Origin of the sequence: Pseudomonas sp. Sample_9, from assembly GCF_004307535.1 — a bacterium.
In the GTDB taxonomy this organism is placed as follows: domain Bacteria; phylum Pseudomonadota; class Gammaproteobacteria; order Pseudomonadales; family Pseudomonadaceae; genus Aquipseudomonas; species Aquipseudomonas mercuritolerans.
This window is the reverse complement of record NZ_RAZO01000485.1, coordinates 12,217-38,308: the sequence shown is the minus strand read 5'-3', so window position 1 is coordinate 38,308 and position 26,092 is coordinate 12,217. Positions and strand designations below refer to the sequence as shown.

Genomic DNA, 26,092 nt, shown 5'->3' with positions numbered 1-26,092 from the left:
CGGGACAAGCCGAAAGATCGGCAGGCAACCAGATGCGCCATGCCACGATGAGCAAGAGTGGGGTCATCAATAGGGCGTAGTAACTTCGTTTCATTACAGGGTGCTGTGAGAAAAAGGACACTGTAGATGAATGCTCGATAACCGCCACACTGGACAACGTCGCTTGGCGTTGCACAAGTCCCGTGGGAGCATGCAGGTCAGAAAAGTGCAGGAGCGAACTCGATGTTGCGGATACGCGGAACGGTCGGCGAGGTGCCGGTGGATTTGACGGTGGAGCTGGATGACAGCGATTGGGCGAGGCTGGGTTCCGCGCTAAGCGGGCAGGCGCCGATTGCGCAGTCTGAGGCAGTGGCGTCGGCCCCGGCGGCGAAGCCCGTGAATCAGGATGATGCGCTGTGGCAGGTGGCCAAAGACTTGTTGCGCAACGCCGGGCAGCTTAGCGGGCCGGATCTGCTCGATCAGTTGGAGGCGCTGACCGGCAGTGCGGCAGCGGGCAAGCGTTTGCTGGTGCGTTTGCGCCACAGTGCCGATGTGAAAGTGGCGAGCGGCGGGGATACGCCGCTCTATAGCTGGATCGGGTGAGGCCTCAATACAACGCCGCAAACACTTTGCGACGATAAGCCGTCACCAACGGATGATCATTGCCCAGCAGCTCGAACACCTGCAGCAAGGTCTTGTGCGGCAGGCCTTCGCCGTAGCTGCGGTTGCGGATGAACAGTTTGAGCAGGGCGTCCAGCGCCGCTTCGTATTGCTGGCGGGCCAGTTGCTGGATCGCCAGTTGATACACCGCTTCATCGTCCTGCGGATTTTGCGCCAGGCGGCTTTTCAGGTCGGCGGCGTCCGGCAGGTCGCGGGCGAGGCCGAGGAACTGGATCTGCGCCTTGGCGCCGGCGAGTGCGGCTTTGTGCTCATCGCTCTTGACCGCGTCGAGCACGGTTTGCGCTTCGCCCAGCTCACCGCGCTCGGTCAGGCAGCGTGCGTAAAGGATCAGCGCCCTGGCGTTGGTATTGTCTTCATTGAGCAGGGTCACCAGCACTGCTTCCGCCTCGGCGAAGTGACCATCGTCGAACATCGCCTGAGCCTGTTCGAACGGGTCGGCAGCGGCCGGTGGCGGCATCTGCACATGCGGTTCGAGCAGGGCGCGCACGGCGGATTCCGGTTGTGCCCCGGCAAAGCCATCGACCGGCTGACCGTCCTTGAACAGCACCACGGTCGGCAGGCTGCGAATGCCGAAGCGGGCGACGATGTCCTGCTCGATGTCGCAGTTGACCTTGGCCAGCAGCAACTCGCCCTGATAGCTCTCGGCAATGCCTTGCAGCATCGGCATCAACGCCTTGCACGGCGCACACCATTCGGCCCAGAAATCCACCAGCACCGGTTTGTTGAAGGAGGCTTCGATCACCGACTGGTCGAAATCGGCAGTCGTGGCGTCGAAGATGTACGGCGTTTGCTGACTCATGGGGGATCTCTCTAAGCTTCAATGACCGCACTATAAGGGGTGGCGCAAAAGATCGCAGCCTTCGGCAGCTCCTACAGGGATACGCGATCGAGAGTAGGAGCTGCCGAAGGCTGCGATCTTTTGGCGGCGTCAATCACGCCGCGCATGGTAGAGGCTGACATGTCTGAATTCCTCAGGCTCGGCCAGATCCGGCAAGGTCATCGCTTCGAGCATTTCAATTCGCTCATATAACGGATGACGAAAATCCCGCACCCGCGAATCCGCCACCAGCGCCTCACGGCCGCGACTGAGAAACGCGTCGAGCAGCGGCAAGTTCGCCCGGTCATACAACACGTCGGCAACCAGAATCAGATCGAAGCGATCGGCCTCGGCAAAGAAATCCGTCGAATAACTCATCTGCACATCGTTGAGCTCGGCGTTCGCCTTGCACGCGGAAATCGCCAGCGGATCGAGATCGCAGGCCACCACTTCCAGCGCCCCGGCCTTCACCGCCGCGATGCCGGCGATCCCGGAACCGGCGCCGAAATCCAGCACGCGCTTGCCGCGCACCCAGTCGGGAAACTGTGCCAGATAACGCGCCACGGCCAAGCCGCTGGCCCAGCAAAAACTCCAATAGGGCGGTTCATGCAGGATGCGCTGGGTTTCTTCCTGGCTGAATTCGCGGGCCATGTTGTCGCCATCGATCAACCACAGCTGCAAATCGGTGCCCGGCAACGCACAGGCTTTCAGTCTGGCGTCGCCGAGCAATTCGCCCAAGGCCTGTTGCAGGTCGAGCGGTGCTGTCATGGCGCTTTGACGAATTGCAGCTGGCCCAAAGCCTGAGTAGTCGGTTGAGTGATGGTCTGCGACGGCAGGTGCAGGATCAGTTGCCCGGACTGGCTCGCCCGACCGCGCAGCTCGACCCGTGCGCCGGCCGGAAACGCCTCGGGGTTGAAGCGTAGGTGAAACGGCAGGATCTGGTTGTTGCCGATCAGGCTGGAACTGGCGAGCAATTGTTGCGGGCGATCCTTTTCATCAATCACCAGCAGCGCCAATTCGACTTCGGCGCCGGTTGGCACGCCTTGTAGGGTGCCGCTCAATTCGCGCTGATGGGCTGGCAGCGGGCCGAGTTCAGCGGCCTCTTTGGCTTTTTTCTGCGCCTGTTGCGGCGCGGGGCCTGGGGTCGGCGGTTGCGGCTTGGGTGCGTCGCTGCCACAGGCCACCAGCAGGCTGAAAAGACTGAGCAGAACGAGCGGACGTAACGGCATTGGAGGCTCCGGCAGAATGAATTCCATGGATCAGACGATCATGCCGTTCTGTATACCGCAAAGCCTATGGCTTGTCTTGCCACGGGGATGCGCTACCATGGCCCTCCCATTTTTTGTTGCCAGCCACCATGCACTGTCCCTTCTGCGGTGCCAACGACACCAAGGTCATCGACTCGCGTCTGGTCGCCGAGGGCGAACAGGTGCGCCGCCGGCGTGAATGCCTGGCCTGCGGCGAACGTTTCACGACGTTCGAGACGGCCGAACTGGTGTTGCCGCGCCTGATCAAAACCGACGGCAGCCGCCAACCGTTCGACGAAGAAAAACTCCGCGCCGGCATGCAACGCGCGCTGGAGAAACGTCCGGTCAGCGTCGAGCGCCTCGAATCCTCTCTGGTCCATATCAAGCACAAGCTGCGCGCCACCGGCGAACGCGAGGTCAAATCCCTCGTGGTCGGCGAGCTGGTGATGGCCGAGCTGCAAAAGCTTGATGAAGTCGCCTATATCCGTTTTGCCTCGGTGTACAAGCGCTTCCAGGACCTCAATGAATTCCGCGAAGAGATCGACCGCCTCGCCCGCGAACCGGTGAAAGAATGACCACCGCCGCCGAGCAGGCGATCCTCGACGCGCATTTCATGGCCCGCGCGCTGGAACTGGCGCGCAAGGGCCACTACACCACCCATCCCAATCCGCGAGTCGGTTGCGTGGTGGTGCGTGACGGCCAGATTGTCGGCGAAGGCTGGCATGAGCGTGCCGGCGAACCCCATGCCGAAGTCCACGCTCTGCGCGCCGCTGGCGAGCAGGCCCGGGGCGCCACGGCGTATGTCACCCTCGAGCCTTGCAGCCACCACGGGCGCACCCCGCCGTGTGCCGATGCCTTGGTGACCGCTGGCGTTGCCCGGGTCGTGGCGGCGATGCGTGATCCCAATCCGCAGGTCGCCGGGCGCGGTTTGCAGCGCTTGGCTGATGCCGGTATTGCCACCGAAAGTGGTGTGCTGGAGGCTGAAGCACGCAAGCTCAATCAAGGTTTTCTGAAACGCATGGAACATGGCTTGCCGTTCGTGCGGGTCAAGTTGGCCATGAGCCTCGACGGGCGCACAGCGATGGAAAGCGGCGAGAGCCAATGGATCACCGGCCCGGCGGCGCGTTCGGCGGTGCAGCGTTTGCGCGCTGAGGCGGCGGTAGTGCTGACCGGCGCCGACACGGTGCTGGCCGATGGCGCACGCTTGACCGTACGCGCAGACGAACTCGGTCTGGACAGCGAGCAAACCGCGCTGGCCATGAGTCGCCCGCCATTGCGCGTATTGATCGATGGCCGCCTGCGAGTGCCGCTGGAGGCGCCGTTCTTCAAGGCCGGGCCGGCGCTGGTGGCCACCTGTGTCGCGGTCGAGGAGCAATATGCCAATGGCCCGGAATGCCTGATCGTGCCGGGTGATGACGGCCAGGTCGATCTGCATCAGTTGCTTATCGAACTGGCCAATCGTGGCACCAACGAGGTGCTGGTCGAGGCCGGGCCGCGTCTGGCCGGCGCCTTTGCGCAACTGGGGCTGGTCGACGAATTCGTGATCTTCATTGCCGGCAAGTTCCTCGGCTCCACGGCCCGTCCGCTGCTCGACTGGCCGCTGGCGCAGATGAAAGATGCGCCGGAGCTGAAAATCACTGAAATCCGCGCGGTGGGCGATGACTGGCGAGTCACTGCGATCCCTGTCCCTGCAGCCCGCGTATAATTCCCGGCCATCGCGTTAGCGCTGGCCTCGTTCTCAAGGAGAACCCCATGTTCACCGGCATCATCGAATCCATCGGCAGTATCCGCGCACTGACCCCAAAGGGCGGTGATGTGCGGGTGCACGTCGCAACCGGCAAGCTCGATCTGAGTGACGTCAAACTCGGCGACAGCATCGCGGTCAACGGCGTTTGCCTGACCGCCGTCGAGCTGCCGGGCGACGGTTTCGCCGCCGACGTCAGCCGCGAAACCCTCGATTGCACCGCCATGAATGACTTGAAAAGCGGCAGCCCGGTCAATCTGGAAAAAGCCCTGACCCCGACCACTCGCCTCGGCGGGCATCTGGTCAGCGGACACGTCGACGGCGTCGGTGAAGTGGTATCGCGCAGCGACAATGCCCGCGCCGTGGAATTTCGCATCCGCGCGCCGAAAGAGCTGGCCAAGTACATCGCCCACAAAGGCTCGATCACCGTCGACGGCACCAGCCTGACCGTGAACGAAGTCGATGGCGCCGAATTCATGCTGACGATCATTCCGCACACCCTCAGCGAAACCATCATGGCTTCATATAAGCCGGGCCGCCGGGTGAATCTGGAAGTCGACCTGCTGGCGCGTTATCTGGAGCGTCTGCTGCTGGGTGACAAGGCTGCTGAAAAGACCGCCGGCAGCACCATCACCGAAAGCTTTCTGGCCCAAAACGGCTACCTCAAATAATTCAAAAGAAGGGGGTGCCTTGTGGCGCTCAATAGCATCGAAGAACTGGTTGAAGACATCCGCCAAGGCAAGATGGTCATCCTCATGGATGACGAAGACCGCGAGAATGAAGGCGATCTGATAATGGCCGCCGAATGCTGCCAAGCCGAACACATCAACTTCATGGCCAAGCACGCCCGTGGCCTGATCTGCATGCCGATGAGCCGCGAGCGCTGCGAACTGTTGAAGCTGCCGCTGATGGCGCCGCGCAACGGTTCCGGTTTCGGCACCAAGTTCACCGTTTCGATCGAAGCTGCCGAAGGCGTGACCACCGGCATCTCCGCCGCCGATCGCGCGCGCACCGTGCAGGCCGCTGCGGCCAAGGACGCCAAGGCTGAAGACATCGTCAGCCCGGGCCACATTTTCCCGCTGATGGCCCAGGCCGGCGGCACCCTGGCCCGTGCCGGTCACACCGAAGCGGCCTGCGACCTGGCGCGCATGGCCGGTTTCGAGCCGAGCGGAGTGATCTGCGAAGTGATGAACGACGACGGCACCATGTCCCGTCGCGCTGAACTCGAAGCATTCGCCGCCGAACACAACATCAAGATCGGCACCATCGCCGACCTGATTCACTACCGGATGATCCACGAACGTACCGTTCAGCGGATTGCCGAGCAGCCGCTGGACAGCGAACTGGGCCAATTCAACCTGGTGACCTATCGTGATTCGGTGGAAGGCGACGTGCACATGGCTCTGACGCTGGGCACTGTCTGCGCTGAGGAGCCGACGCTGGTTCGCGTGCACAACATGGACCCGCTGCGCGATCTGCTGATGGTCAAGCAGCCGGGCCGCTGGAGCCTGCGCGCCGCCATGGCTGCGGTCGCCGAGGCCGGCAGCGGTGTGGTGCTGCTGCTCGGTCACCCGCTTGATGGTGACGTGCTGCTGGCGCATATCCGTGAAACCGGTGAGCAGGCAGCGCCGAAAAAACCGACCACCTACAGCATTGTCGGTGCCGGTTCGCAGATCCTGCGTGACCTCGGCGTGCGCAAAATGCGCTTGATGTCGGCACCAATGAAATTCAATGCGATATCCGGTTTCGATCTGGAAGTTGTAGAATACGTGCCCTCCGAATAATGACCGGCTGTTTCCGGACTCCGATTCGCGGCAAATAATCACTGAGGGACGCGTAGCAGACGCGTCCCGGCTCTTTAAGAGAACTGACGAATGACCCTGAAGACCATCGAAGGTACCTTCATCGCCCCCAAAGGCCGCTACGCTCTGGTAGTGGGCCGCTTCAACAGCTTCGTGGTTGAAAGCCTGGTCAGCGGTGCCGTTGATGCCCTGGTTCGCCACGGCGTGAGCGAAAGCGACATCACCATCATCCGCGCTCCGGGCGCCTTCGAAATCCCGCTGGTTGCGCAGAAAGTCGCCCAGAAAGGCGAGTTCGCAGCGATCATCGCCCTTGGCGCGGTCATTCGTGGCGGTACTCCGCACTTCGAATACGTGGCTGGCGAGTGCACCAAAGGCTTGGCCCAGGTCTCCATGGAATTCGGCGTTCCGGTTGCGTTCGGCGTGCTGACCGTCGACTCCATCGAGCAAGCCATCGAACGTTCCGGCACCAAGGCCGGTAACAAAGGTGCCGAAGCTGCCCTGTCCGCTCTGGAAATGGTCAGCCTGCTGGCGCAGTTGGAGGCCAAGTGATTAGCGACGAAAGCGATCGTTTCAACCCGCGCGATCCGAAACCTGCGGATGCCGGCAAGCCCTCGAAAAGCGTCAAGCGTCGCGAAGCCCGTCAGCTCGCGACCCAGGCGCTGTACCAGTGGCACATGGCCAAGCAATCGCTGAACGAGATCGAAGCGCAGTTTCGCGTTGATAACGATTTCACCGATGTCGACGGTGCCTACTTCCGCGAAATCCTTCACGGGGTTCCGCAGTTCAAGACCGAAATCGACACTGCCCTGACGCCTTGCCTGGATCTGGCGATCGAAGAGCTGGACCCGGTTGAACTGGCGGTTCTGCGCCTGTCGACCTGGGAACTGCTCAAGCGCGTCGACGTGCCTTACCGCGTTGTGATCAACGAAGGTATCGAGCTGGCCAAGGTGTTTGGTTCGACCGACGGCCACAAGTTCGTCAACGGCGTGCTCGACAAGCTGGCCCCGCGCCTGCGTGAAGCTGAAGTGAAGGCGTTCAAGCGCTGATCGGCGCTTGAATACTTTTTCTCGGCCATGGGCGAGTTTGAGCTGATCCGCAATTTCTTCGCCGCCGCGCCTTGTGCGCAGGGCGGCGAAGGCGTTGCTTTGGGGATCGGTGACGACTGCGCCTTGCTGGCGGTTCCCGCTGGGGAACAGCTGGCGGTTTCTACCGATACGCTGGTGGCCGGTGTGCATTTCGCCGACCCCTGCGATCCGTTTCTGCTCGGTCAGCGCTCGCTGGCCGTCGCGGTCAGTGACCTGGCCGCCATGGGCGCCGCGCCCGTTGCCTTCACCCTTGCCCTGACCTTGCCGACGGTAACCGCCGATTGGCTGCAAGCCTATGCCCGTGGTCTGAACCGCATGGCGCAAAGCTGCGGCGTCGCACTGGTCGGCGGCGACACCACGCGCGGACCGTTGAGCCTGACGGTCACCGTGTTCGGCCGCGTACCCGCTGGCCAGGCCTTGACCCGCAGCGGTGCGCAGGCCGGTGATCTGCTCTGCGTCGGCGGCGAACTGGGCAATGCCGCCGGCGCCTTGCCGCTGGTATTGGCCCAACGTGATGCCGAAGCGCATATCGCCCGGCCGCTGCTCGAGCATTACTGGTCGCCGCAGCCGCAACTGGCCCTCGGTCAGGCCCTGCGCGGCAAGGCTACGGCGGCGCTGGACATCTCCGATGGCCTGCTCGCCGATTGCGGGCATATCGCGCTGGCGTCGAAGGTGCGACTTGAGATTGAACGCGAGCGTGTACCGTTGTCGGATGCTTTAGTCGCGTTTCTCGGCCAGCGCGGTGCCGAGCGCGCGGCATTGAGCGGTGGTGATGATTACGTACTGGCCTTCACCTTGCCGACCGCCGAGTTGCCGGCACTGCTGGCCGACGGTTGGCCGATCCATGTGATCGGGCGAGTGCTGCCGGGCCAGGGCGTGGTGCTGCTGGACCGCGACGGGCACGACATCACTCCGCAAATTCGCGGCTACCAACATTTTCAGGAGACACCGTGACAGATCACCCGAAACAGGTCCCTGCCGAATTCGTGCCTCCCTCGGTCTGGCGCAATCCGTGGCATTTCCTCGCGTTCGGCTTCGGCTCCGGCACCTTGCCAAAAGCGCCGGGGACGTGGGGCTCGCTGGTGGCCCTGCCGTTCATTCCGCTGTGGCAGATGCTGCCCGACTGGGGCTACTGGCTGATGCTTGGCATCACCATGCTGTTCGGCTTCTGGCTGTGCGGCAAAGTCGCTGACGATTTGCGCGTGCACGACCACGAAGGCATCGTCTGGGACGAAATGGTCGGCATGTGGATCACCCTGTGGCTGGTGCCGGAAGGCTGGTACTGGTTGCTCGCGGGTTTTCTGGTGTTCCGATTCTTCGATATTCTCAAGCCGTGGCCGATCCGCTGGATCGACAAGCATGTGCATGGCGGCGTCGGCATCATGCTCGACGACGTGCTGGCCGGTGTGTTCGCCTGGCTGGCGATGCAAGGGCTGGTCTGGGTATTCGCCTGATTCGACTCACGTGAGGAAACACGCAATGCTGCGACGCGGGTTGGCGCTGCTGCTTCTGGCTCTGCTGGGCACGTTCGCCCATGCGCAGGCCGCCGCGCCTGTGCCTGCGATGATCCATCTGGCCAGCGAAGACTGGCAAGACTACACCGCCGCCGATGGCCACGGCCTGGCCTGGGACGTGTTGCGCAAAGTCTTCGAGCCGGCCGGGGTCAAGCTGGATATCCGCACGGTGCCGTATACCCGTTCGATCGGGCTGGTGCAGTTGAAGGAAGTCGACGCGCTGGTCGGCTCCTACCGCGACGAGGCCGAGCGCGTGCTGTACCCGCAGTGGAAATTCGACTCCGATCACATCTACGCGCTGGGCTTGGCGAGCAGCCCGCCGCCGACACAGGCGACGCTGGGCAAATACCGCTTGGCCTGGGTGCGCGGCTACCGCTACGAAAACTATCTGCCGAACATCAAACGCTTCAACCAGATCGAACGGCGCACCGGCATTCTGCTGATGCTCAAGCAGGGGCGGGCGGATTACTACATCGATGCGCTGACCGAGATTGAAGCGGTCGTGCGCGATGCCGCGGATCCAGCGCAGTATCGCTATTCGCATCTGGCTGAGTTGCCGCTGTTTCTCGGTTTCGCCGATACGCCACAGGCCCGGGCGTTGATGGCGCTGTATGACCGGCGCATGGCGGAACTGGTCAAGAGCGGGGAGTTGAAGCCGATCTTCGAGAAGTGGCAGCAGCCGTATCCGTTCAACCCGAACTGAAGCCCAACACAAATCCCTGTAGGAGCTGGGAGTGTCATCAAACTTTTTGATCGTTATGCCCGATAATTCAGCCTAAGCGTCTGTAGGAACCTGCTGTTACAATGCCCGCCTGCGAATTTTCAGTCTTCTAGATCAGGAGCACATCGGTGCCTGTCGTCTTCGTCGCCGCTTCCAAGCTGCCAACGCCTTTTGCGCAATTCACCATGCACGGCTTTCTCGATGAGAGCACCGGGCGTGAGCACGTCGTGCTGAGCCTCGGTGAAATTGCCGATGGCGCCCCGGTACTCGGTCGTCTGCATTCCGAATGCCTGACCGGCGATGCCTTGTTCAGCCAGCGTTGCGACTGCGGCTCGCAACTGGAAGCGGCGTTGCAGGCGATCGCCCGCGAAGGCCGTGGCGTGCTGCTGTATCTGCGTCAGGAAGGTCGCGGCATCGGGCTGCTGAACAAGATCCGCGCCTATGAATTGCAGGACGGCGGCGCCGATACCGTGGAAGCCAACGAGCGTCTGGGCTTTGCTGCCGATCAGCGCGACTACGCCATGTGCCTGCCAATGCTCGAGCATTTGGGCGTGAAATCCCTGCGCCTGATGACCAACAACCCGCGCAAGGTCAAAGCGCTGACCGACATGGGCATTGTCGTCGCCGAGCGCGTGCCGCTGCACACCGGGCACAATCCGCACAACAAACTCTACCTGGCGACCAAGGCCAGCAAGCTCGACCACATGATGGGCAACGAGCATCAGGGCGAGGTCGACCGCGCGTGACCCGCGGCCAGGTGCGGCGGCGGTTAGCGGTGGCCTGGTGGCAATACCTGGCGCTGGCGCTGTTGCCGCTGTTCGTGCTCAACGCGCTGTTCGGTGAAGGGCAGGGCCTGTTGCCAGTGCTGGCGATGCCTTTGTTCATCGCCGGCGTCGCCTCGATGTTTGTCAGCCTGAAGTATTTCGCCCGCTACAAACACGCCCTGATCGCCACGCAAAAAGCCCTCGATAGCGCCGATGAACCCGCCGCCTGGATTGCCCTTGCGGCACGTCGGCGTGCAGCGTTGCTGGTGGCGTCTTTGCCGGCCTGGATCGGCGCACTGGCGGTATTCGTCGGCCTCGAAGCCGTGCCATTGATGCTGCTGGCGCTGTCCACCGCCGTGCTGTTCTACCTCTACCGTATTCCGCGTCAACTCGGTTGATGCGTCGCCTGTGGCTGGCGGTTCTGCTGCTCGGCCTGAGCAGCCCGGCGCTGGCCGCATTGCGGGTGGTCAGCCTCGCCCCCTCGCTGTCTGAAATCGTCGTTGAACTGGATTCCGCCGACCTGCTGGTCGGCGTGCTGGATGCGGGCGAGCGGCCGGCGGCGATAGCGGATGTTCCATCAGTGGGCCGCTACGGCCAGCTCGACATGGAGCGCTTGCTCAGCCTGAAACCGGATTTGCTGCTGCTCTGGCCCGGCAGCGTCGGCGCCGGGCAGCGTGATCAGCTCAAGCGCCTGAACATTCCGACCTTCGTCGCCGAGCCGCATACGTTGATGCAACTCGCGGCGCAGATCGAAGCCATTGCCGAACAGCTCGGGCGTCCTGAACGCGGGGCGCAAAGAGCGGCCGAATTGCGTAAACAACTGGATGACCTTCGTCAACGTTATCGTCGTGATGTGCCGCTGCGGGTGTTTTATCAAGTCTGGGACAAGCCGCTTTACACCGTGGGGGGCGGGCAGATCATCAGCGATGCGCTTGAGGTGTGCGGCGCGCGCAATGTCTTCGCCGAGCTGAATCTGCCGGCACCGCAGGTGAGTATCGAGGCGGTATTGCAGCGTGATCCGGAAGTGATTGTCGCCGGTGATCAGGCGCAGCTAGGGGCGTGGAAGACCTGGCCGCAGGTGGCAGCAGTCAGGCAGGGGAGACTGCTATTGGTCAGTGACAAAGGTCTGGAAAGGCCCAGTGGTCAGATGATCAGTGCGACCGCCAAACTCTGCCAATTGATCGCGCCGGATCGGTAGACCGCATCGCCTGTATTCGCGAGCAGGCTCGCTCCCACACTGGATTTGCGTTGAAAACAAACTGTGTGGCCGCACTCAGTCTACTGTGGGAGCGAGCCTGCTCGCGAAGAGGCCTGCCAACCAACACAAATCTCAGTTCAGAGTTCAGGAGTCCAGGTCACCCCAAACATCCACGCCCGACCTTCCTCACGATAGCCATACTGCGCGCCGTCATAGCTGTAATTCGCCCGGCTGTAGCCCTTGTCCAGCAAGTTATCCACCTTCAGATCCAGCTTGATCTCACGGTTCAGCGCCCAACTGCTGCGCAGTCCAAGCGTGCCGTAGCCGCCCAGCGACTGAGTGTTGTTCAAATCATCGTAACTGCCGCTGACCAATTGCCAACTGGCGCCGAGTCCCAAGCGATCGAACTGCCGATCCACATCCCAACTGGCCGTGCGCCGCGCCCGTCGCGCCAGCGTATGCCCGGTATCGCGATCTCGCGGATCAATGATCGCCACGCCAAGATTGCTCTGCCAGCCAAACAGCTCCTGCTTCAACGCTGCTTCAAAACCGTTGATGCGCGCTGACGCAACGTTCTGCGGGCGGGAGTTGCTGCCGAAGATGATCGCGTCTTCCAGGTCGGTACGGTAAATCGAGGCTTCCAGCCGCGCACTGTCGCTCAACTGGCTGCGCCATTGCAGTTCGTAGCTTTTCGAAGTTTCCGGTTTCAGGTCGGGATTGCTGAAGTCCGGGTAGTACAGGTCGTTGAAGGTCGGCGCGCGGAACCCTTCGCTGTAGCTCAGCAGCACGTCGTTGTCCGGGTTCAGCGGCAGGGTGAAGGTGCCGCTCCAGGTGTTCTGGCTGCCGAACTGCTGGTTGTCGTCGTGGCGCAGGCCGATCTCGGTGGAGAAACTGTCGGCCTGATAACGATGCTGGATGAACGCTGCGCGATTCCAGCGGCTGTCCTCGTCAAACGCAGTGCTGCTGTTGACCCGGTCTTCGTACCAGTCGCCGCCGAGGATAAGGCTGTTGCGCGCGTCCAGCGTCAGGTCGTTCTGCCAGTTCACCGAGTCGCGATAGGTGTTGAACACCGTGCGCTCGTCGCTGAGCTTGTCGAAGGTCTTTTCGCGGTTTTCGCTGTGGCCGAATTCAATGCGGGTTTTCCAGGTTTCGTTGACCCGCGCATCGACATAACTGCTGATGCTACTGACATTGAAATCACTGTATGGCTGCTGTTGCACCGACTCGAAAGTGTCCATGTCGAAGCGGCCGAACGGGTTGTCGAATTCGCTCCTGCCACGGTTATCCAGCAGATTGGCGCCGACTTCGACGTCATCGGTCAGCGCGTGGCTGAGGCTCAGGCTCAGGGATTTGTTGCGGTAGGCGTCATGGTCGCTGTCGCTTGGATACGACTCGTGGGTGCGGTCGATCCCGGCCGTTTCGTCGAGGCTGGCGCCGAGGTTGAAGCGGGTTTTGTCGTCGCCGCCGGACAAGCCGAGGCTGCGTTCCCATGTCTGCTGACTGCCGAAGCCCAGATGCAGGCGTGGCTGCAAGCCTTGCTCGGTGCCGCGCCGGGTGAAGATCTGGATCACGCCGCCAATCGCGTCGCTGCCGTAGATCACCGAGCGCGAACCGCGCAGCACTTCGACGCGCTCGATCTGCTCGATGTTCAGATGCTGCAGGTTGCTGTCGCCGGAAGTCGAGTTACCGATGCGCTGTCCATCGACCAGCACCAGGCTCTGCGCCGATCGCGTGCCGCGAATGTAGATCCCCGGCAGACTGCCGCGCCCACCGGTCTGCGCCACTTGCACGCCTGGCACGCGACGCAGCAGATCGGGCACGTCGCTTGGTTGCAGGCGATCGATGTCTTCGCGGGTGAACACGGTGTTGGCGGCGCTGCTGTCGTTGCGCGCCTCGACCTGACGATTGGCGCTGATCAACGTGTCCGGCAGCTTCAGCGCCTGATCGCGTTCGAATGTATCGGCAAGGGCGCTGGCGGTTGGCAGCAGGAGGAAGGGCAGGGCGAGGCGCGAGAGGTTCATGGACAGTCCAACGGGAGTTTCAGGTGTACACAAATCAAATGTGGGAGCGAGCCTGCTCGCGAAGGCGGTGTATCAGTCAGTTCGTCTTTGACTGACAGTCCGCTTTCGCGAGCAGGCTCGCTCCCACAAGGGTATTGCGTTTATTGGTCGAGCAATGCCAGCCGCTGGCGAATCGACGCTTCGATCCCGGCCTCATCCAGCCCGCACTCGGCAAGCATCTGCGCCGGTTTCGCATGCTCGACATAGATATCCGGCAAGCCCAGATGCAGCATCGACTTGAGGATGTTCTCGCGGGCGAGGAATTCGCTGACCGCGCCGCCGGCGCCGCCCATGATTGCGTTCTCTTCGATGGTCACCAACAACTCGTGGTTGCCGGCGATCTCGCGCACCAAGGCTTCATCCAGCGGTTTGACGAAACGCATGTCGACCACGGTGGCGTCGAGTTTCTCGGCGACTTTCAAGGCTTCGCTCAGTTGCACGCCGAACACCAGCATGGCGACCTTGCTGCCCTGACGACGGACGATGCCCTTGCCGATTTCGATCGCTTCGAGATCTTTTTCGATGACTGCATTCGGGCCGCTGCCACGCGGGTAACGCACCGCCGCCGGGCCGTTGTAGAGGTGGCCGGTGGTGAGCATCTTGCGCAATTCGTTTTCATCGCTCGGGGTCATGATGACCATGCCCGGGATGCAGCGCAGGTACGACAGGTCGTAGCTGCCAGCATGGGTCGGGCCGTCTTCGCCGACCAGACCGGCACGGTCGATGGCGAACAGCACGTCGAGGTTCTGCACCGCGACATCGTGCACCAATTGGTCGTAACCGCGTTGCAGGAATGTCGAGTAGATCGCCACCACCGGTTTCGCACCTTCGCAGGCCATGCCGGCGGCGAACGTGACCGCGTGCTGCTCGGCAATCGCCACGTCGAAATAACGCTCGGGGAAGCGCTCGCTGAACGCCACCAGATCCGAGCCTTCCTTCATCGCTGGGGTGATCCCGACCAGACGCGCGTCAGCCGCCGCCATATCGCACAGCCATTCACCGAATACCGCCGAATACTTCGGCCCGCTGGCGGCTTTTGGCGCGGCGGCCGGGGCGTCCAGTGGTTCGAGTTTGGTGATGGCGTGGTAACCGATCGGGTCGACTTCCGCCGGGGCGAAGCCTTTGCCTTTCTTGGTGACGATGTGCAGGAATTGCGGGCCTTTGAGATCGCGCATGTTGCGCAGCGTCGCGATCAATGTCGGCAAGTCATGGCCGTCGATCGGGCCGATGTAGTTCCAGCCCAGCTCTTCGAAGAGGGTGCCGGGGACCAGCATGCCCTTGGCATATTCTTCGGTGCGACGGGCGATTTCCCACGCGCCGGGCAGGCGCGAAAGGACTTTCTTGCTGCCCTCGCGCATGCTCGCGTAGGTGCGGCTGGACAGGATCTTCGCCAGATAATTCGACAACCCGCCGACGTTGCGCGAGATCGACATATCGTTGTCGTTGAGGATCACCAGCATGTTGGCGTTGACTTCCGGCGCATGGTTGAGCGCCTCGAAAGCCATGCCGGCGGTCAGCGCGCCGTCGCCGATCACGGCGATAGCCTTGCGATCGCTGTCCTGCAGACGGGCGGCAATGGCCATGCCCAGCGCAGCGCTGATCGAGGTGCTGGAGTGGCCGACGCCAAAGGTGTCGTACTCGCTCTCGGAGCGGCGCGGGAACGCGGCAATGCCGTCCTTCTGACGCAGGCTGGCCATGCGCTCGCGGCGACCGGTGAGGATCTTGTGCGGATACGCCTGATGCCCGACGTCCCACAGCAGACGGTCGTCCGGGGTGTCGAAGACGTAATGCAGCGCGATGGTCAGCTCGATCACGCCCAGGCCGGCACCGAAATGCCCACCGGTCTGGCCGACCGTGTAGAGCAATTCCAGGCGCAACTCATCGGCCAGGGTTTCCAGCTCGGCTTCGCCTAACCGGCGCAGGCCGTCCGGCGTGTTCGCGCGGTCGAGCAGGGGCGTGGTCGGGCGCTTGCGGGGAATCTCATGAAACGTCGTGGGCATCAGGCGAATCGTTATAGGTATAAAAGATGCGGCAGTTTACCTGATGCATCGCCCCCTGCCCACGCGTTGGTCTTTTTTGGCCGATACGCCGTCAGTTGCGTCGCTCGACGATATACCGCGCCAGCTCGCGCAACGGCTCGGCTGCCGCGTCAAACGGTCGCAGCGCCTGCAGGGCCTGATCGCGCAGTTCCAGAGCGTAGGCCTTGGCCGCGTCGAGGCCGAGCAGGGCCGGGTAGGTCGGCTTGTCGCGGGCAATGTCGGCGCCCTGGCGTTTGCCGAGGGTGGCGGTATCGCTTTCCACGTCGAGGATGTCGTCCTGCACCTGAAAGGCCAGACCAATGGCCTGTGCATAAGTCTGCAACGCCTGAAGCTGATCCGGCTGAGCGCGGCCGCTGGCCAGGGCGCCGAGCCTGACGCTGACTTCAATCAGCGCACCGGTCTTGTGCCGGTGCATCTGTTCGAGGGCTTGTTGATCGAGCTTGAGGCCGACCGAACCCAGATCGATGGCCTGACCACCGACCATGCCCGCCGGACCGGCTGCATGGGCCAGCGCCGTGACCATCTGCAGACGGATGTCGCTGCTGCAATCGCTCAGGCGCGGGTCGAGCAGGGCGCTGAAGGCCAGGCTCTGCAAACCGTCACCGGCGAGGATCGCGCAGGCTTCGTCGAATTTCTTGTGAGTGGTCGGCTGGCCGCGACGCAGATCGTCGTCGTCCATGGCCGGCAAATCGTCATGCACCAGCGAGTAGGCGTGGATCAACTCGACCGCACAGGCCGCGCCGCTGGCCTGTTCAGCCTTTCCGCCGAGGGCTTCGCACGCCGCGTAAGCCAGCAACGGGCGCACGCGCTTGCCGCCGTTCATCACGCTGTAGCGCATTGCTTCGTAGAGCCGCGCCAGTTCCGGCAACGGCGCATTGAACAGCGTCTCCAGCGCCGCGTTGACCCGGGCCTGACTGCTCGCCGAATACGCCGCGATCATTCTGGCTCATCCGCGTCGAAGGGTTCCTCGGCGAGCTCGCCATCGCGCTCCAGCAGCACCTGCACTTTCTGCTCGGCCTGGGCCAGCGCCGCCTGGCAGTCACGGGTCAGGCCGATGCCCTGCTCGAAAGCGGTCAGCGAGTCTTCCAGCGACAACTCACCGTTCTCCAGACGCTCGACCAGTGTTTGCAGGTCGGCGAGGGATTGTTCGAAATCCAGTGCAGCTTTTTTGCGGGCCATGGCGGCAATTTCCGGTAGACGTTAAACCGGCGCGACACTAGCAGATAGGGGGGGTATGGGCAAATGAGCGGGCCGTCGCCAAGCCTCTCCATAACGGTCGGCGATTCAATCCGGATAGTTGATTTTGTAACGCGTACTGCGTCCGCCGCCCGGCAGGCGTTGCAGGCAGCCCTTCTCCAGCAACTCCGCCAGATGCCGCGTCGCGGTGGCTTTGGAAACTTTCGCAACCGCTTGATATTGCCCTGCGCTGAGGCCCTGTTCGAAACCGCGCTCACCGCCATCGAGCAAGCGCTTGAGCACTTTGATCTGCTCCGCTGAAAGGTCGGACTCGCGGTGCGTCTGCCAGAAGCGGGTCTTGCCCAACACCGAATCTATCCGGGTGATGGCTTGCTGCAGGCTACGCAGCAGTGTCTGCAAAAACCAGGTCAGCCATTCGGTGATATCGAGCGTGGCCTTTTGGCTCGACTCCAGAATCCGGTAATAACCGGCGCGATCCTCGAGAATGCTTGCGGACATCGCGTAGAAGCGGATCGCCTGCGCTTCGCCTTGAGCCAGCGCCAGATCGGTGATGGTGCGGGCCAGACGACCGTTGCCGTCGTCGAAAGGGTGCAGAGTGACAAACCAGAAATGCGCGATGCCAGCACGTAACAGCGGATCCAGCGAAACCTGATCGCGGCTGGCTTCGAACCAGCTCAAAAAACGCTCAATTTTCTGTTCCAGCCCTTGGCGCGGTGGCGCCTCAAAGTGAACCGTTGGCCGGTCGAGTCGTCCGGACACCACCTGCATCGGTTCGTCGCCGCGCAAGGTACCGACGAGTATTGACCGCGCGCTGAACATCGCTTCCTCAGCGGGGAAAAGCCAGCTGTGCCATTCCAGCAATCGGGCCAGAGTCAGCGGCTCGTCGAAGCCATGGGTGGCATCGAGCATCAATTGCGCCAAGCCCTCGCTACGCTGGCTGACGCTATCGCGATCAGTCCATTCCAGACCCAGGCGCCGGGCCAGAGAGGAACGCACGGAGCCGACATTCAGTTGCTCACCCTCGATGGCGGAGGAGGTGACGATGTTCTGAAGCAACGCATCAAGCTCGCTCTGTGCGCTCATCGAATCGCCCACTGAGCCGGCCATTCCCAAGAGTCGGCCCTGCGTCTGCACGCACTCGCGCAGCAGCGGGGCGAGGCGATCTGCTTGCCATTTGAAGTCGGGCCAATCCGGTTGTTGCCAGATCCAGTGCGCGGTCATTGATCACCTGTCATAGAGGCGTGAGCCGAATAAAAACGCTATTCGGCTCATTTGGTGAGCCGAATATGCCGGCTATTCGGCTCATCGTCTACCCAAGGGCGCGATTCCTACAGCAATCACACATGTATCCGATTGTTAAAAAACTGCCGAATCGCTACTCTTCGCGGCTTCTACGGCCCCGACAGTTGCGGGGCATTCAGACGAAACGCAGTTCACCGCTGTGAAGTACCGAGGATCGGGTGCAAGGTTTCGTTCAAGGCATGGCAGGAGGCGTCACATGCGTTCATTTCTTTTGCTGCTGATCGGCCTCGCCTGCGCGCCTGCGCTGTGGGCCGCGCCGACTGCGCAGGTGTCCGAGCCGGTGGGCGGCTGGCGTTATCACGGCCTGCTCGATCGCTCGGAAAATCCGCAGGTCGCCTACCCGACGCCGCCGATCGATCGCGGCATCCAGCGCAATCGCACGATGATCCAGGGCCAGCTCAAGGCTCTGGGGCACATGCGTCCGCCGCACAGCCTCGCCGTCAACGGCAATCCATTGAATCTGTACACCGACGACGATGGGCGTTTCGCCCGGCCTTACGCCTTCGGCGCCGGTTCCAACAGCGTTGAAGTGATCAGCGCCGAAGGGCAGTCGCTCAAGCGCGTGCAATTTTATGAAGCAAATAATCTGCGCACGCCGGCGAAGATTCGTCTTGTCTTGGGATGGGACGACCCGAAAGCCGAGCTGGATCTGCATATTGTCACCCCCGACGGTCAGCATGCCTTTTGGGCAAGGCCGGCGTTGAGCAATGGCGGCGGCCTCGACCCGGATGGCGTCGACGGCCCCGGCCCGGAAATGTTCACCATGACCGCGCCGCTGCACGGCACGTATCTGGTCTACGTCAACTATTGGGGCAACTACGGCGATGGTGGCTATAACTTCGAGGAAGCCAGCAATCAGAACGAGGTGATCACCTCGCAGATCACCCTGGTGCTCAACGAAAACACCGTCGACGAAAAACGCGAAACCTTCATCGTGCCCCTGCGGGCGATCGGTGATCTGCTGCTGGTCAAGACTTTCAACTATTAAGCATCCCGCCACGGATGAACTCGGATGTTGTGAACATGAGCGATAACACTGTGACTCCAGCTGCCGCGACACCGGCGGCCAAACCTTCGCGGCGCTGGCCGCTGGTCGTGCTCGGCCTGTGCCTGGTGGCCGGTGTGGCGGGCGGTTTCGGCTGGCTGCTGCTCAAGCCCAAAGCGCCGCCGGCGACACTTGCCAGTGACAAGCTCGGCCTCGGCCGTCCAGACGCCTTGCTCGAAACCCGTTCACTGAGCCAATTGCCCAAGGACCTGCTGACGGTGCCGTTTCTCAAGGCCACGCTCACCGAGGATTTCGTCTTCTATTACGAAACCCACGCCGACCGCCTCGGCCTGATCGGCAGCCTGCGCCGGATCATCTACGAGCATGACCTGAAGTTGCAGGACAGCCTGATCGAACAGCTTTTCGATCAGCCTGCCGACGTCGCGCTGTGGCGTGGTGCGGATGGTCGTTTGAAGGATTTCCTGCTGGTGATGGATCGCGGCGGGTTGGCCAAGCTGCTCGAGCCGTTGGCGAAAGTGGCGCTGGATGACACCCAGCTCAGCATCTTCGGCACTCTCAAAGTCGGCGGCGACGACGTGCCGCTGTATCAACTCAGCTACAACGCCAGCAAATCACTGCTGTTCGCGTCGCGCGGCGACAAACTGGTGGTGCTGTCCAATCCAGCCAAGTACTACGACCCCGAGAGCGGCGTCTCGGAAGAGTCGGGCCGCGTTTCCGCGCAAGCGCTGGCGGCGTTGCTCAACGGTGAAAAGCTTTTCCCCGAAGCGTTCGGCTTGCCAGCGAAAAACCCGGAAACCAAGCAGCGTCTGTCGGTCAATTCCAGCGTGCTCGCCATGAGCTATCAGCGCTTCATCCCGAATTTCGCCGGACTGCGTTTCGACATGGACGACAAGGGCTGGCACAGCTATCTGGCCATGGATGAGCTGGAAAACCAGCCGGACTTCGATTTCAAACCGGTCTGGCAGGCGATGCCGTTGGGGGCGAGCGCTTGCGTGACCCTGCCGGTGGCGGCCGAGCCGCAGAAACCGATATTAATCAAGCTCGGTGCCGATGAAGCTGTTGCGCAAACGCTGACCGAACACGTCGCTGGCGCGGCCGGCCTGTGCTGGTACGCCGATTCGCGGTTGTACACACCGCTGCTGGTCGCCAGCCTCAAAGACGAGGACAGCAGCAAGCTTGACGGTGATCTGGGCAAATTGTTCGGCTCGATGGTCGGCGCGTTCGAAGCCAACGTCGCCGAAAGCGTATTCCCGGTGATCGACAAGCAGGAAGGCCAGAGCCACGTCTGGCAGCGTCAGGTCAGTTCGAGTTTCGGGCCATACGCGGCGAAGACCGCTGAAAACCCGGAGGCGATTTCCGGCAAGGCGTTCATGAAAGTCAGCCTTGCCCGTCACGGCTCGACGCTGCTGTTTTCCCTCGACGACAAACTCGTCGACAAAGCCCTCGGCACCCTCGACAAGCGCTTCCCGCCGATGGCCGACGTTTTGCCAAAAGACGTACTGATGCCGATCTACTTCGGCCCGGACGCGATGGCGCAACTGATGCAGCGCGAAACCCTCGACAGCCTGCCGCAGGACATGGAGCCGGTGTTTTATAACGCTGCGCAAACCTACCTGATGCCGAAACTGCGCACCCTTGGCGGTTACGGCAAATATGCCCTGACCCTGCCCGAAGGCAGTGAGCCGGATGGCCACTGGCAATGGCTGCCGCTGGAATGGAAAGCGCTGTGACCGCACTGATCCGCAGCCTCGGCCTGCTCGCGCTGTTGCTCAGCGCAGGCGCCCGAGCAGTTGAAGCGCCAGCGCTCGACCCGGCGCAATCCCAGGTATTCCGCGCCTGGTTTGTGCGCATCGCTCAAGAGCAGCTCAGCCAAGGTCCGAGCCCGCGCTGGTATCAGCAGGACTGCGCCGGGCTGGTGCGCTTTGCCGCCAACGAAGCGCTGAAAGTCCATGACGACAAATGGCTGCGCAGCAATGGCCTGTCCAATCGTTATCTGCCGCCGGAGCTGTCGCTCAAAGATGACCAGCGCAAACTCGCGCAACAGTGGCAGCAGGGCGGCGGCAAGGTCGGCCCGTACGTCAACGCGATCAAACTGATTCAGTTCAACAGCCATCTGGTCGGCCGCGATGTGTCGCAGGCGCGGCCCGGTGACCTGATGTTTTTCGATCAGGGCGACGACCAGCACCTGATGATCTGGATGGGCCGCTACATCGCCTATCACACCGGCACCACCACCCCCACTGACAACGGCATGCGTTCGGCAAGCCTGCAGCAACTCATGACATGGAAGGACACCCGATGGATACCCGACGCAGCCAACCCCAACTTCATCGGCGTCTATCGACTGAACTTTCTCTCCCAATGACCGGTGCCCGCATGTTGCGTATCTGTTCGCGAATTTCCTTGCTGTTGGCGTTGTTGCTGCCGTTTTCCTGCGTCAACGCCGAAGACTCGGTGGAGCCGAGCAATTACACGCCGGTCGCCGGTGAGAGTTTCTTCCTGCTCGCCGACAGCAGTTTTGCCAGCGACGAGCAGGCGATGGTCCGCCTTGAAGCACCGGGTCGTGACTACCGGCGCTTTCGTATGGAGCCGTACGGCGGCGCCGACATTCGCGTATATCGCATCGACAAGCCGCTGGATTTCCTCAAGCGCCAGAAGAACCTGCATCGCGTCGTCAGCGACGGCCAGTTCAAGGGCGAAGGTCTGTCCAACACTCTCGCCTATCTGTGGGACAACTGGTATCGCAAATCCCGGCGGGTGATGCAGCGTGCGTTCTCCTACGAGTCGCGCAAGCAGGTCACAGAAGAAGTGCCGGAGCTGAAAATGGGCGAGGCCATGGCCGCGCCGACGCCGTACGACGCGCAGCCGCAATTCGCGCTGATCCCGGGTCTGCCGGTGGTCAGCCAGTTCCGTTATCCACTGTGGCAGGCCAAGCCGATCCAGCCACCGACCGGGGTCAATCTGGCCGGCTCGTCCAGCGACTTTGTCAGCGTCGCGCCGGGCAACGTGTACATCCCGCTGGGTAACCTGAAACCGGGGCTGTATCTGGTTGAAGCGCTGATCGGCAAGTACCGCGCGACCACCATGGTTTTCGTCTCCAACACCGTCGCGGTGAGCAAGATTGCCGGTGATGAACTGCTGGTCTGGGCCGCGCGCAAACACGAGGGCAGCTCGGTGCCGAAGGTCAATGTGCTGTGGACCGATGGCCTCGGCGTGATGAGCAGCGGTGCTACCGATGCCGATGGTTTGCTGCGCCTGAAACACGTCAGCCCGGAGCGCTCGTTCGTCATCGGCGAGGACGAAGAGGGCGGCGTGTTCGTCTCGGAAAACTTCTACTACGACAGCGAAATCTACGACACCAAACTGTATGCCTTCACCGACCGGCCGCTGTATCGTCCGGGCGATTGGGTGTCGTTGAAAATCGTCGGTCGCGAGTTCAAGAATGCCCGTGATTCGGTGCTGCCGGGCGCGGCGGATGTCAGTGTAAGCGTGCTTGATGCCACGGGGACCGAATTGCAGACCCTCGATCTGAAACTGGATTCGAAAGCAGGTACGCAGGGTCGCTTCCAGTTGCCGGATAACGCCGTGGCCGGTGGTTACGAGATCCGTTTCAACTACAAGGATCAGGCCTACAGCAGTGCTTTCCGTGTGGCTGAATACATCAAGCCGCACTTCGAAATCTCGCTGAATCTGGCCAAGCAGGATTACCGTACCGGTGAGCCGGTGAAAGGCAGTCTGGTGTTGCTTTACCCGGACGGCAAACCGGTGGCCAACGCCAAATTGAGCCTGAGCCTGCGCGCCCAGCAACTGTCGATGGTCGACAACGAGCTGCAATACCTCGGGCAATTTCCGGTGGAGCTGACCAGCACCGAACTGACCACCGACAGCAAGGGCAACGCGACCCTCGATCTGCCAGCCGCCGACAAGCCAAGCCGCTACATGCTCACTGTGTTTGCCAGCGACGGCGCGGCTTATCGGGTCAAGACCACCAAGGAAATCCTCATCGACCGTGGTGCGGCGAGTTTCCGCTTGAGCGCGCCGCAGCGTTTCAGCGCGGTCGGTGACAAGGTTGCCTTCAGCTACGCCAATGAGGCTGGCACCGAACAGAGCAAAGCTGTAACGCCGAGCAGCTACGCCTGGGTGCGCCTGGAAGATCAGAGCACCGGCGAAGGCAAACTCGCCGCAACGGACAAAGGCTTCAGCCTCGCCTTCGAACGTCCGGGCACTTACAACCTGACGCTGAAGGATCAACACGGTCGCGTCCTCGGCGCCACCGGCCACTCGGTCACCGGCGACGGTGTGAAAGCGGTGCCGGGTACCGTGGAAATCGTCCTCGACAAGCCCGAGTACAAGGCGGGCGAAGAAGCGCTGGCGCTGATCACCTTCCCTGAGCCGGTCAGCGATGCACTGCTATCGCTGGAGCGCGACAAGGTCGAGGCCACTGCGCTGCTGGCCAAGGGCGCTGACTGGTTGAAGCTGGAAAAACTCAGCGACACCCAATACCGCGCGCGCATTGCGGTGAAGGATAACTTCGCGCCGAACCTGACCTTCTCCGTGCTCTACACCAAGGGCGGTCAGTACAGCTTCCAGAACGCCGGGATCAAAGTGGTCGCGCCGCAAATCGACGTGGCGATCAGCACCGACAAAGCGGTGTATCTGCCGGGCGATACGGTCACGGTCGACCTGACCACTCAGTTCGCCGGTAAAGCGGTTCCGGCGCATCTGACGGTCAGCGTGGTCGACGAAATGGTCTACGCGCTGCAACCGGAAGTCGCGCCGAGCATCGACCAGTTCTTCTATCATCCGCGGCGCAACAACGTGCGCACCAGTGCCAGCCTGTCATTCATCAGCTACGACGTGGCATTGCCGGGCAGCCCCGGCGCACCGGGCAAGGCCAATCGCAGCGAACGCGGCGTGAAAGTGCTTGAGCGTCCGCGCCGTGAAGACGTCGACACCGCTGCGTGGCAGCCGGAGTTGTTGACTGGCGCCGACGGCAAAACCCGTTTCACCTTCAAGATGCCCGACTCGCTGACCCGCTGGCGCATCACCGCGCGGGCGATTGCCGATGACGGTCAGGTCGGGCAGAAGAAGCAGTTTGTCCGTTCGGAAAAACCGCTATACCTGAAGTGGAGCGGGCCGAGCAGATTCCGCAAGGGCGATCAGCCGCAACTGGGCGTGTTTGCGTTCAGTCAGGCGGAGAAACCGGTCAAGGCTGAACTGGTGACTCACTATGCCGGTAACGAACAAAGTATGCCGGTGACTCTGAACAGCGGCATCAATTACCTGCCACTGCCGGCGTTCGCTTTGGCCTCTGGCGAGTGGACGGCGGAGCTGGTGCAGGATGGCAAAGTCGCCGATGCCCTGGCTGTGCGCTTGAGTGCCACCGGTGAAGGCTGGCAAGTCACCCAGACACAAAGCCTCGACGTGGTCAGCGGCGATACGCCGTTGAGTTTGCCGGCGGATGCCACGGATATTCGCCTGCGTCTGGATGACAGTCCGCAAGCGCTGTTCCGTTCCGCCCTCGATGATCTGCTCAGCTACCCGTACGGCGGCGTCGAGCAGACCGCCAGTCGCTTGCTGCCGCTAAGCATCGCTTATCCATCGCTGGCCTCGAATCCGCAGATTCGCGATCGCTTGCGCCTGATCATGCAAAACAGCCGTCTGCGTCTGGTGCAAATGGCCGGGCCGTCTGCGAGCTTCACCTGGTGGGGCTACGACGGCGAGCCGGATGCATTTCTCACCGCCTATGCCTATTACGCCGACTGGAACGCCAGCCGCGTACTCGACCTGACCCTGCCGCCGGAGCACTGGCAGCGGGTGCTGGAGGTGTACGCCAAGCAAGCGCCGAATACGCCATTGCTGCAACGGGCGCTGATTCTGTCGTTCGCCAAACAGATGCAGTTGCCAGTGAACACGCTGCTCAGCGGTCTGATCGACGATCTGGCCAAGGCCGGTGAAGGCGCTGCCGAAACCTTGCTCGACGACGGCCAGGACAGTCTGGTGATGAACGACCCGGATTCGGCACTTGGTCTGGCGGCGGCGCGGGTACTCACTGCATCGTTGGCCACGCAGGCGAAAGTTGCTTTGCCGGAGGCATTCAATCGTCAACTGGGCGCAGCGCAACAACGTCTGGCGGTCAGCTCGCAGCCCTTCGTCGAAGCGCTGAACCTGTCGCTGCAACCGTTTGATCAGGCCCGGGCGACGGCGTTGTTGCAACGTCTGTTGGCGCAGCAATCGACACTGGAACGTGCACTGGCGCTGACCTGGCTGCAACGCAGCATCGCTCAGGCCTCGCCGACCATCGCGCTGATGCCGGGTGAGGGCTGGAAGAAAAACTACGGCGCCAGCGGCGAGATGTACTGGACATGGCAAGGTGCGACGCCGCTGCCGAATGTGCTGAGCGTGTCCGGCACGCAAGAGCGGCCGCTGCGTGCAGCGCTGAGCTTCCAGACCCAACAGCCGCAGGTCGATCCGATGGCCGTGACCATCACCCGGCGCCTGTCGCGTCTGGTGCCGGGCGACGAAGCGTTCACCTTCAAACTCGAGCCGGTCGGCACTAAACCGTTGTCCAGCGACAGCCTGTACCTGGACGAGGTGATCCTCACCAGCAAAGCGCCGAAACCGCTGCGCTACGGCATGCTTGAAGTGCCGCTGCCACCGGGCGCGGATGTCGAGCGCACGACGTGGGGCATCAAGTTGCAGGGCAAGGACGGCACCGAACCGACCGCGCTGGAGAAGGCGCGTTTCGAACCGGGTCAGTTGGCTTACGCGGTGCCGGTCGATGCATTGAGCGGTGAGTTGCGCCTGCGTCATCTGGTGCGCTTCTCGCAGAAGGGCCAGTTCAACCTGCCACCGGTACGCTTCAAGCAGGTGTATGCGCCGCAGCATCAGGCCCAGGAGGCGAAAGCCGCCCTCGGTCAGGTCACGGTCAACTGA

At 62.2% G+C, this 26,092-nt stretch carries 25 protein-coding genes; 17 read left to right on the top strand and 8 right to left on the bottom strand.

Annotated features, from left to right (window positions below; all coding sequences use genetic code 11):
- The first annotated feature begins 222 nt into the window (after nucleotides 1-222).
- Entirely contained in the window at nucleotides 223-582 is a 360-nt protein-coding gene (locus D6877_RS27660) for a hypothetical protein (RefSeq protein ID WP_130912739.1), read from the top strand.
- Between the two features lie 4 nt (nucleotides 583-586).
- Here the strand turns inward: D6877_RS27660 and trxA are convergent, their stop codons facing one another.
- The 3 genes from trxA to D6877_RS27645 form a co-directional block, all read right to left on the bottom strand.
- Nucleotides 587-1,459: a thioredoxin gene (trxA, locus tag D6877_RS27655; protein WP_130912738.1), complete on the bottom strand. Its 873-nt coding sequence runs from the start codon at nucleotides 1,457-1,459 to the stop codon at nucleotides 587-589.
- Between the two features lie 129 nt (nucleotides 1,460-1,588).
- On the bottom strand, nucleotides 1,589-2,245 hold the full coding sequence (locus D6877_RS27650; protein WP_130912737.1) for a 50S ribosomal protein L11 methyltransferase: 657 nt from the start codon (nucleotides 2,243-2,245) through the stop codon (nucleotides 1,589-1,591).
- On the bottom strand, nucleotides 2,242-2,706 hold the full coding sequence (locus tag D6877_RS27645) for a YbaY family lipoprotein (protein ID WP_071173724.1): 465 nt from the start codon (nucleotides 2,704-2,706) through the stop codon (nucleotides 2,242-2,244). The genes D6877_RS27650 and D6877_RS27645 overlap by 4 nt, the downstream gene beginning before the upstream one ends.
- Nucleotides 2,707-2,834: 128 nt before the next feature.
- Here D6877_RS27645 and nrdR point away from each other — a divergent pair, with 128 nt between their 5' ends.
- The 12 genes from nrdR (at nucleotide 2,835) to D6877_RS27585 (ending at nucleotide 11,552) form a co-directional block, all read left to right on the top strand.
- Complete coding sequence (nrdR, locus tag D6877_RS27640) at nucleotides 2,835-3,299, top strand: transcriptional regulator NrdR (protein WP_007910946.1); 465 nt, start codon at nucleotides 2,835-2,837, stop codon at nucleotides 3,297-3,299.
- On the top strand, nucleotides 3,296-4,429 hold the full coding sequence (gene ribD, locus D6877_RS27635) for a bifunctional diaminohydroxyphosphoribosylaminopyrimidine deaminase/5-amino-6-(5-phosphoribosylamino)uracil reductase RibD (RefSeq protein ID WP_130912736.1): 1,134 nt from the start codon (nucleotides 3,296-3,298) through the stop codon (nucleotides 4,427-4,429). Before nrdR ends, ribD begins: the two co-directional genes overlap by 4 nt.
- A 47-nt stretch (nucleotides 4,430-4,476) precedes the next feature.
- Nucleotides 4,477-5,139, top strand: coding sequence for a riboflavin synthase (locus tag D6877_RS27630; protein ID WP_016772981.1), 663 nt, complete (start codon nucleotides 4,477-4,479; stop codon nucleotides 5,137-5,139).
- 21 nt (nucleotides 5,140-5,160) lie between these two features.
- Nucleotides 5,161-6,252: a bifunctional 3,4-dihydroxy-2-butanone-4-phosphate synthase/GTP cyclohydrolase II gene (gene ribBA, locus D6877_RS27625; protein ID WP_039761895.1), complete on the top strand. Its 1,092-nt coding sequence runs from the start codon at nucleotides 5,161-5,163 to the stop codon at nucleotides 6,250-6,252.
- A 90-nt stretch (nucleotides 6,253-6,342) separates the two neighbouring features.
- On the top strand, nucleotides 6,343-6,819 hold the full coding sequence (ribE, locus tag D6877_RS27620; protein WP_003228649.1) for a 6,7-dimethyl-8-ribityllumazine synthase: 477 nt from the start codon (nucleotides 6,343-6,345) through the stop codon (nucleotides 6,817-6,819).
- The gene (gene nusB, locus D6877_RS27615) at nucleotides 6,816-7,316 is read left to right on the top strand and encodes a transcription antitermination factor NusB (RefSeq protein ID WP_039761889.1); all 501 of its coding nucleotides are present in this window, start codon (nucleotides 6,816-6,818) and stop codon (nucleotides 7,314-7,316) included. Before ribE ends, nusB begins: the two co-directional genes overlap by 4 nt.
- Nucleotides 7,317-7,343: 27 nt before the next feature.
- Nucleotides 7,344-8,309: a thiamine-phosphate kinase gene (thiL, locus tag D6877_RS27610; RefSeq protein WP_130912735.1), complete on the top strand. Its 966-nt coding sequence runs from the start codon at nucleotides 7,344-7,346 to the stop codon at nucleotides 8,307-8,309.
- Complete coding sequence (locus D6877_RS27605) at nucleotides 8,306-8,809, top strand: phosphatidylglycerophosphatase A (protein WP_039761886.1); 504 nt, start codon at nucleotides 8,306-8,308, stop codon at nucleotides 8,807-8,809. The genes thiL and D6877_RS27605 overlap by 4 nt, the downstream gene beginning before the upstream one ends.
- Before the next feature lie 25 nt (nucleotides 8,810-8,834).
- A complete protein-coding gene (locus D6877_RS27600) occupies nucleotides 8,835-9,572 on the top strand; it encodes a transporter substrate-binding domain-containing protein (RefSeq protein WP_130912734.1) in 738 nt (245 codons plus the stop codon).
- 146 nt (nucleotides 9,573-9,718) lie between these two features.
- Nucleotides 9,719-10,336 carry a GTP cyclohydrolase II gene (gene ribA, locus D6877_RS27595; protein ID WP_024014485.1) on the top strand — a complete coding sequence of 206 codons (618 nt, stop codon included), beginning with the start codon at nucleotides 9,719-9,721 and terminating at the stop codon, nucleotides 10,334-10,336.
- Nucleotides 10,333-10,752, top strand: coding sequence for an MFS transporter (locus tag D6877_RS27590; RefSeq protein WP_130912733.1), 420 nt, complete (start codon nucleotides 10,333-10,335; stop codon nucleotides 10,750-10,752). Before ribA ends, D6877_RS27590 begins: the two co-directional genes overlap by 4 nt.
- A complete protein-coding gene (locus D6877_RS27585; RefSeq protein WP_130912732.1) occupies nucleotides 10,752-11,552 on the top strand; it encodes a cobalamin-binding protein in 801 nt (266 codons plus the stop codon). Before D6877_RS27590 ends, D6877_RS27585 begins: the two co-directional genes overlap by 1 nt.
- A gap of 137 nt (nucleotides 11,553-11,689) precedes the next feature.
- Here the strand turns inward: D6877_RS27585 and D6877_RS27580 are convergent, their stop codons facing one another.
- The 5 genes from D6877_RS27580 to D6877_RS27560 all read right to left on the bottom strand — a co-directional run bounded on the left by D6877_RS27580 (nucleotide 11,690) and on the right by D6877_RS27560 (nucleotide 18,069).
- Nucleotides 11,690-13,573 carry a TonB-dependent receptor gene (locus tag D6877_RS27580; RefSeq protein ID WP_130912731.1) on the bottom strand — a complete coding sequence of 628 codons (1,884 nt, stop codon included), beginning with the start codon at nucleotides 13,571-13,573 and terminating at the stop codon, nucleotides 11,690-11,692.
- Between the two features lie 140 nt (nucleotides 13,574-13,713).
- Nucleotides 13,714-15,612, bottom strand: a complete 1,899-nt coding sequence (gene dxs / locus D6877_RS27575; protein ID WP_130912730.1) for a 1-deoxy-D-xylulose-5-phosphate synthase — start codon at nucleotides 15,610-15,612, stop codon at nucleotides 13,714-13,716.
- A 91-nt stretch (nucleotides 15,613-15,703) separates the two neighbouring features.
- The gene (ispA, locus tag D6877_RS27570; RefSeq protein WP_130912729.1) at nucleotides 15,704-16,591 is read right to left on the bottom strand and encodes a (2E,6E)-farnesyl diphosphate synthase; all 888 of its coding nucleotides are present in this window, start codon (nucleotides 16,589-16,591) and stop codon (nucleotides 15,704-15,706) included.
- Complete coding sequence (locus D6877_RS27565) at nucleotides 16,588-16,830, bottom strand: exodeoxyribonuclease VII small subunit (protein WP_016772991.1); 243 nt, start codon at nucleotides 16,828-16,830, stop codon at nucleotides 16,588-16,590. The genes ispA and D6877_RS27565 overlap by 4 nt, the downstream gene beginning before the upstream one ends.
- A gap of 105 nt (nucleotides 16,831-16,935) precedes the next feature.
- A complete protein-coding gene (locus D6877_RS27560; protein WP_130912728.1) occupies nucleotides 16,936-18,069 on the bottom strand; it encodes a Fic family protein in 1,134 nt (377 codons plus the stop codon).
- A gap of 277 nt (nucleotides 18,070-18,346) precedes the next feature.
- Here D6877_RS27560 and D6877_RS27555 point away from each other — a divergent pair, with 277 nt between their 5' ends.
- From D6877_RS27555 to D6877_RS27540, 4 genes are read left to right on the top strand one after another with little or no spacing between them, the layout of a single operon-like run.
- Nucleotides 18,347-19,138 carry a DUF2135 domain-containing protein gene (locus tag D6877_RS27555; RefSeq protein WP_130912727.1) on the top strand — a complete coding sequence of 264 codons (792 nt, stop codon included), beginning with the start codon at nucleotides 18,347-18,349 and terminating at the stop codon, nucleotides 19,136-19,138.
- A 35-nt stretch (nucleotides 19,139-19,173) separates the two neighbouring features.
- A complete protein-coding gene (locus tag D6877_RS27550; RefSeq protein WP_130912726.1) occupies nucleotides 19,174-20,886 on the top strand; it encodes a DUF2138 domain-containing protein in 1,713 nt (570 codons plus the stop codon).
- Entirely contained in the window at nucleotides 20,871-21,521 is a 651-nt protein-coding gene (locus D6877_RS27545; protein ID WP_130912740.1) for a DUF1175 family protein, read from the top strand. The genes D6877_RS27550 and D6877_RS27545 overlap by 16 nt, the downstream gene beginning before the upstream one ends.
- Nucleotides 21,518-26,092: an alpha-2-macroglobulin gene (locus D6877_RS27540; protein WP_130912725.1), complete on the top strand. Its 4,575-nt coding sequence runs from the start codon at nucleotides 21,518-21,520 to the stop codon at nucleotides 26,090-26,092. The genes D6877_RS27545 and D6877_RS27540 overlap by 4 nt, the downstream gene beginning before the upstream one ends.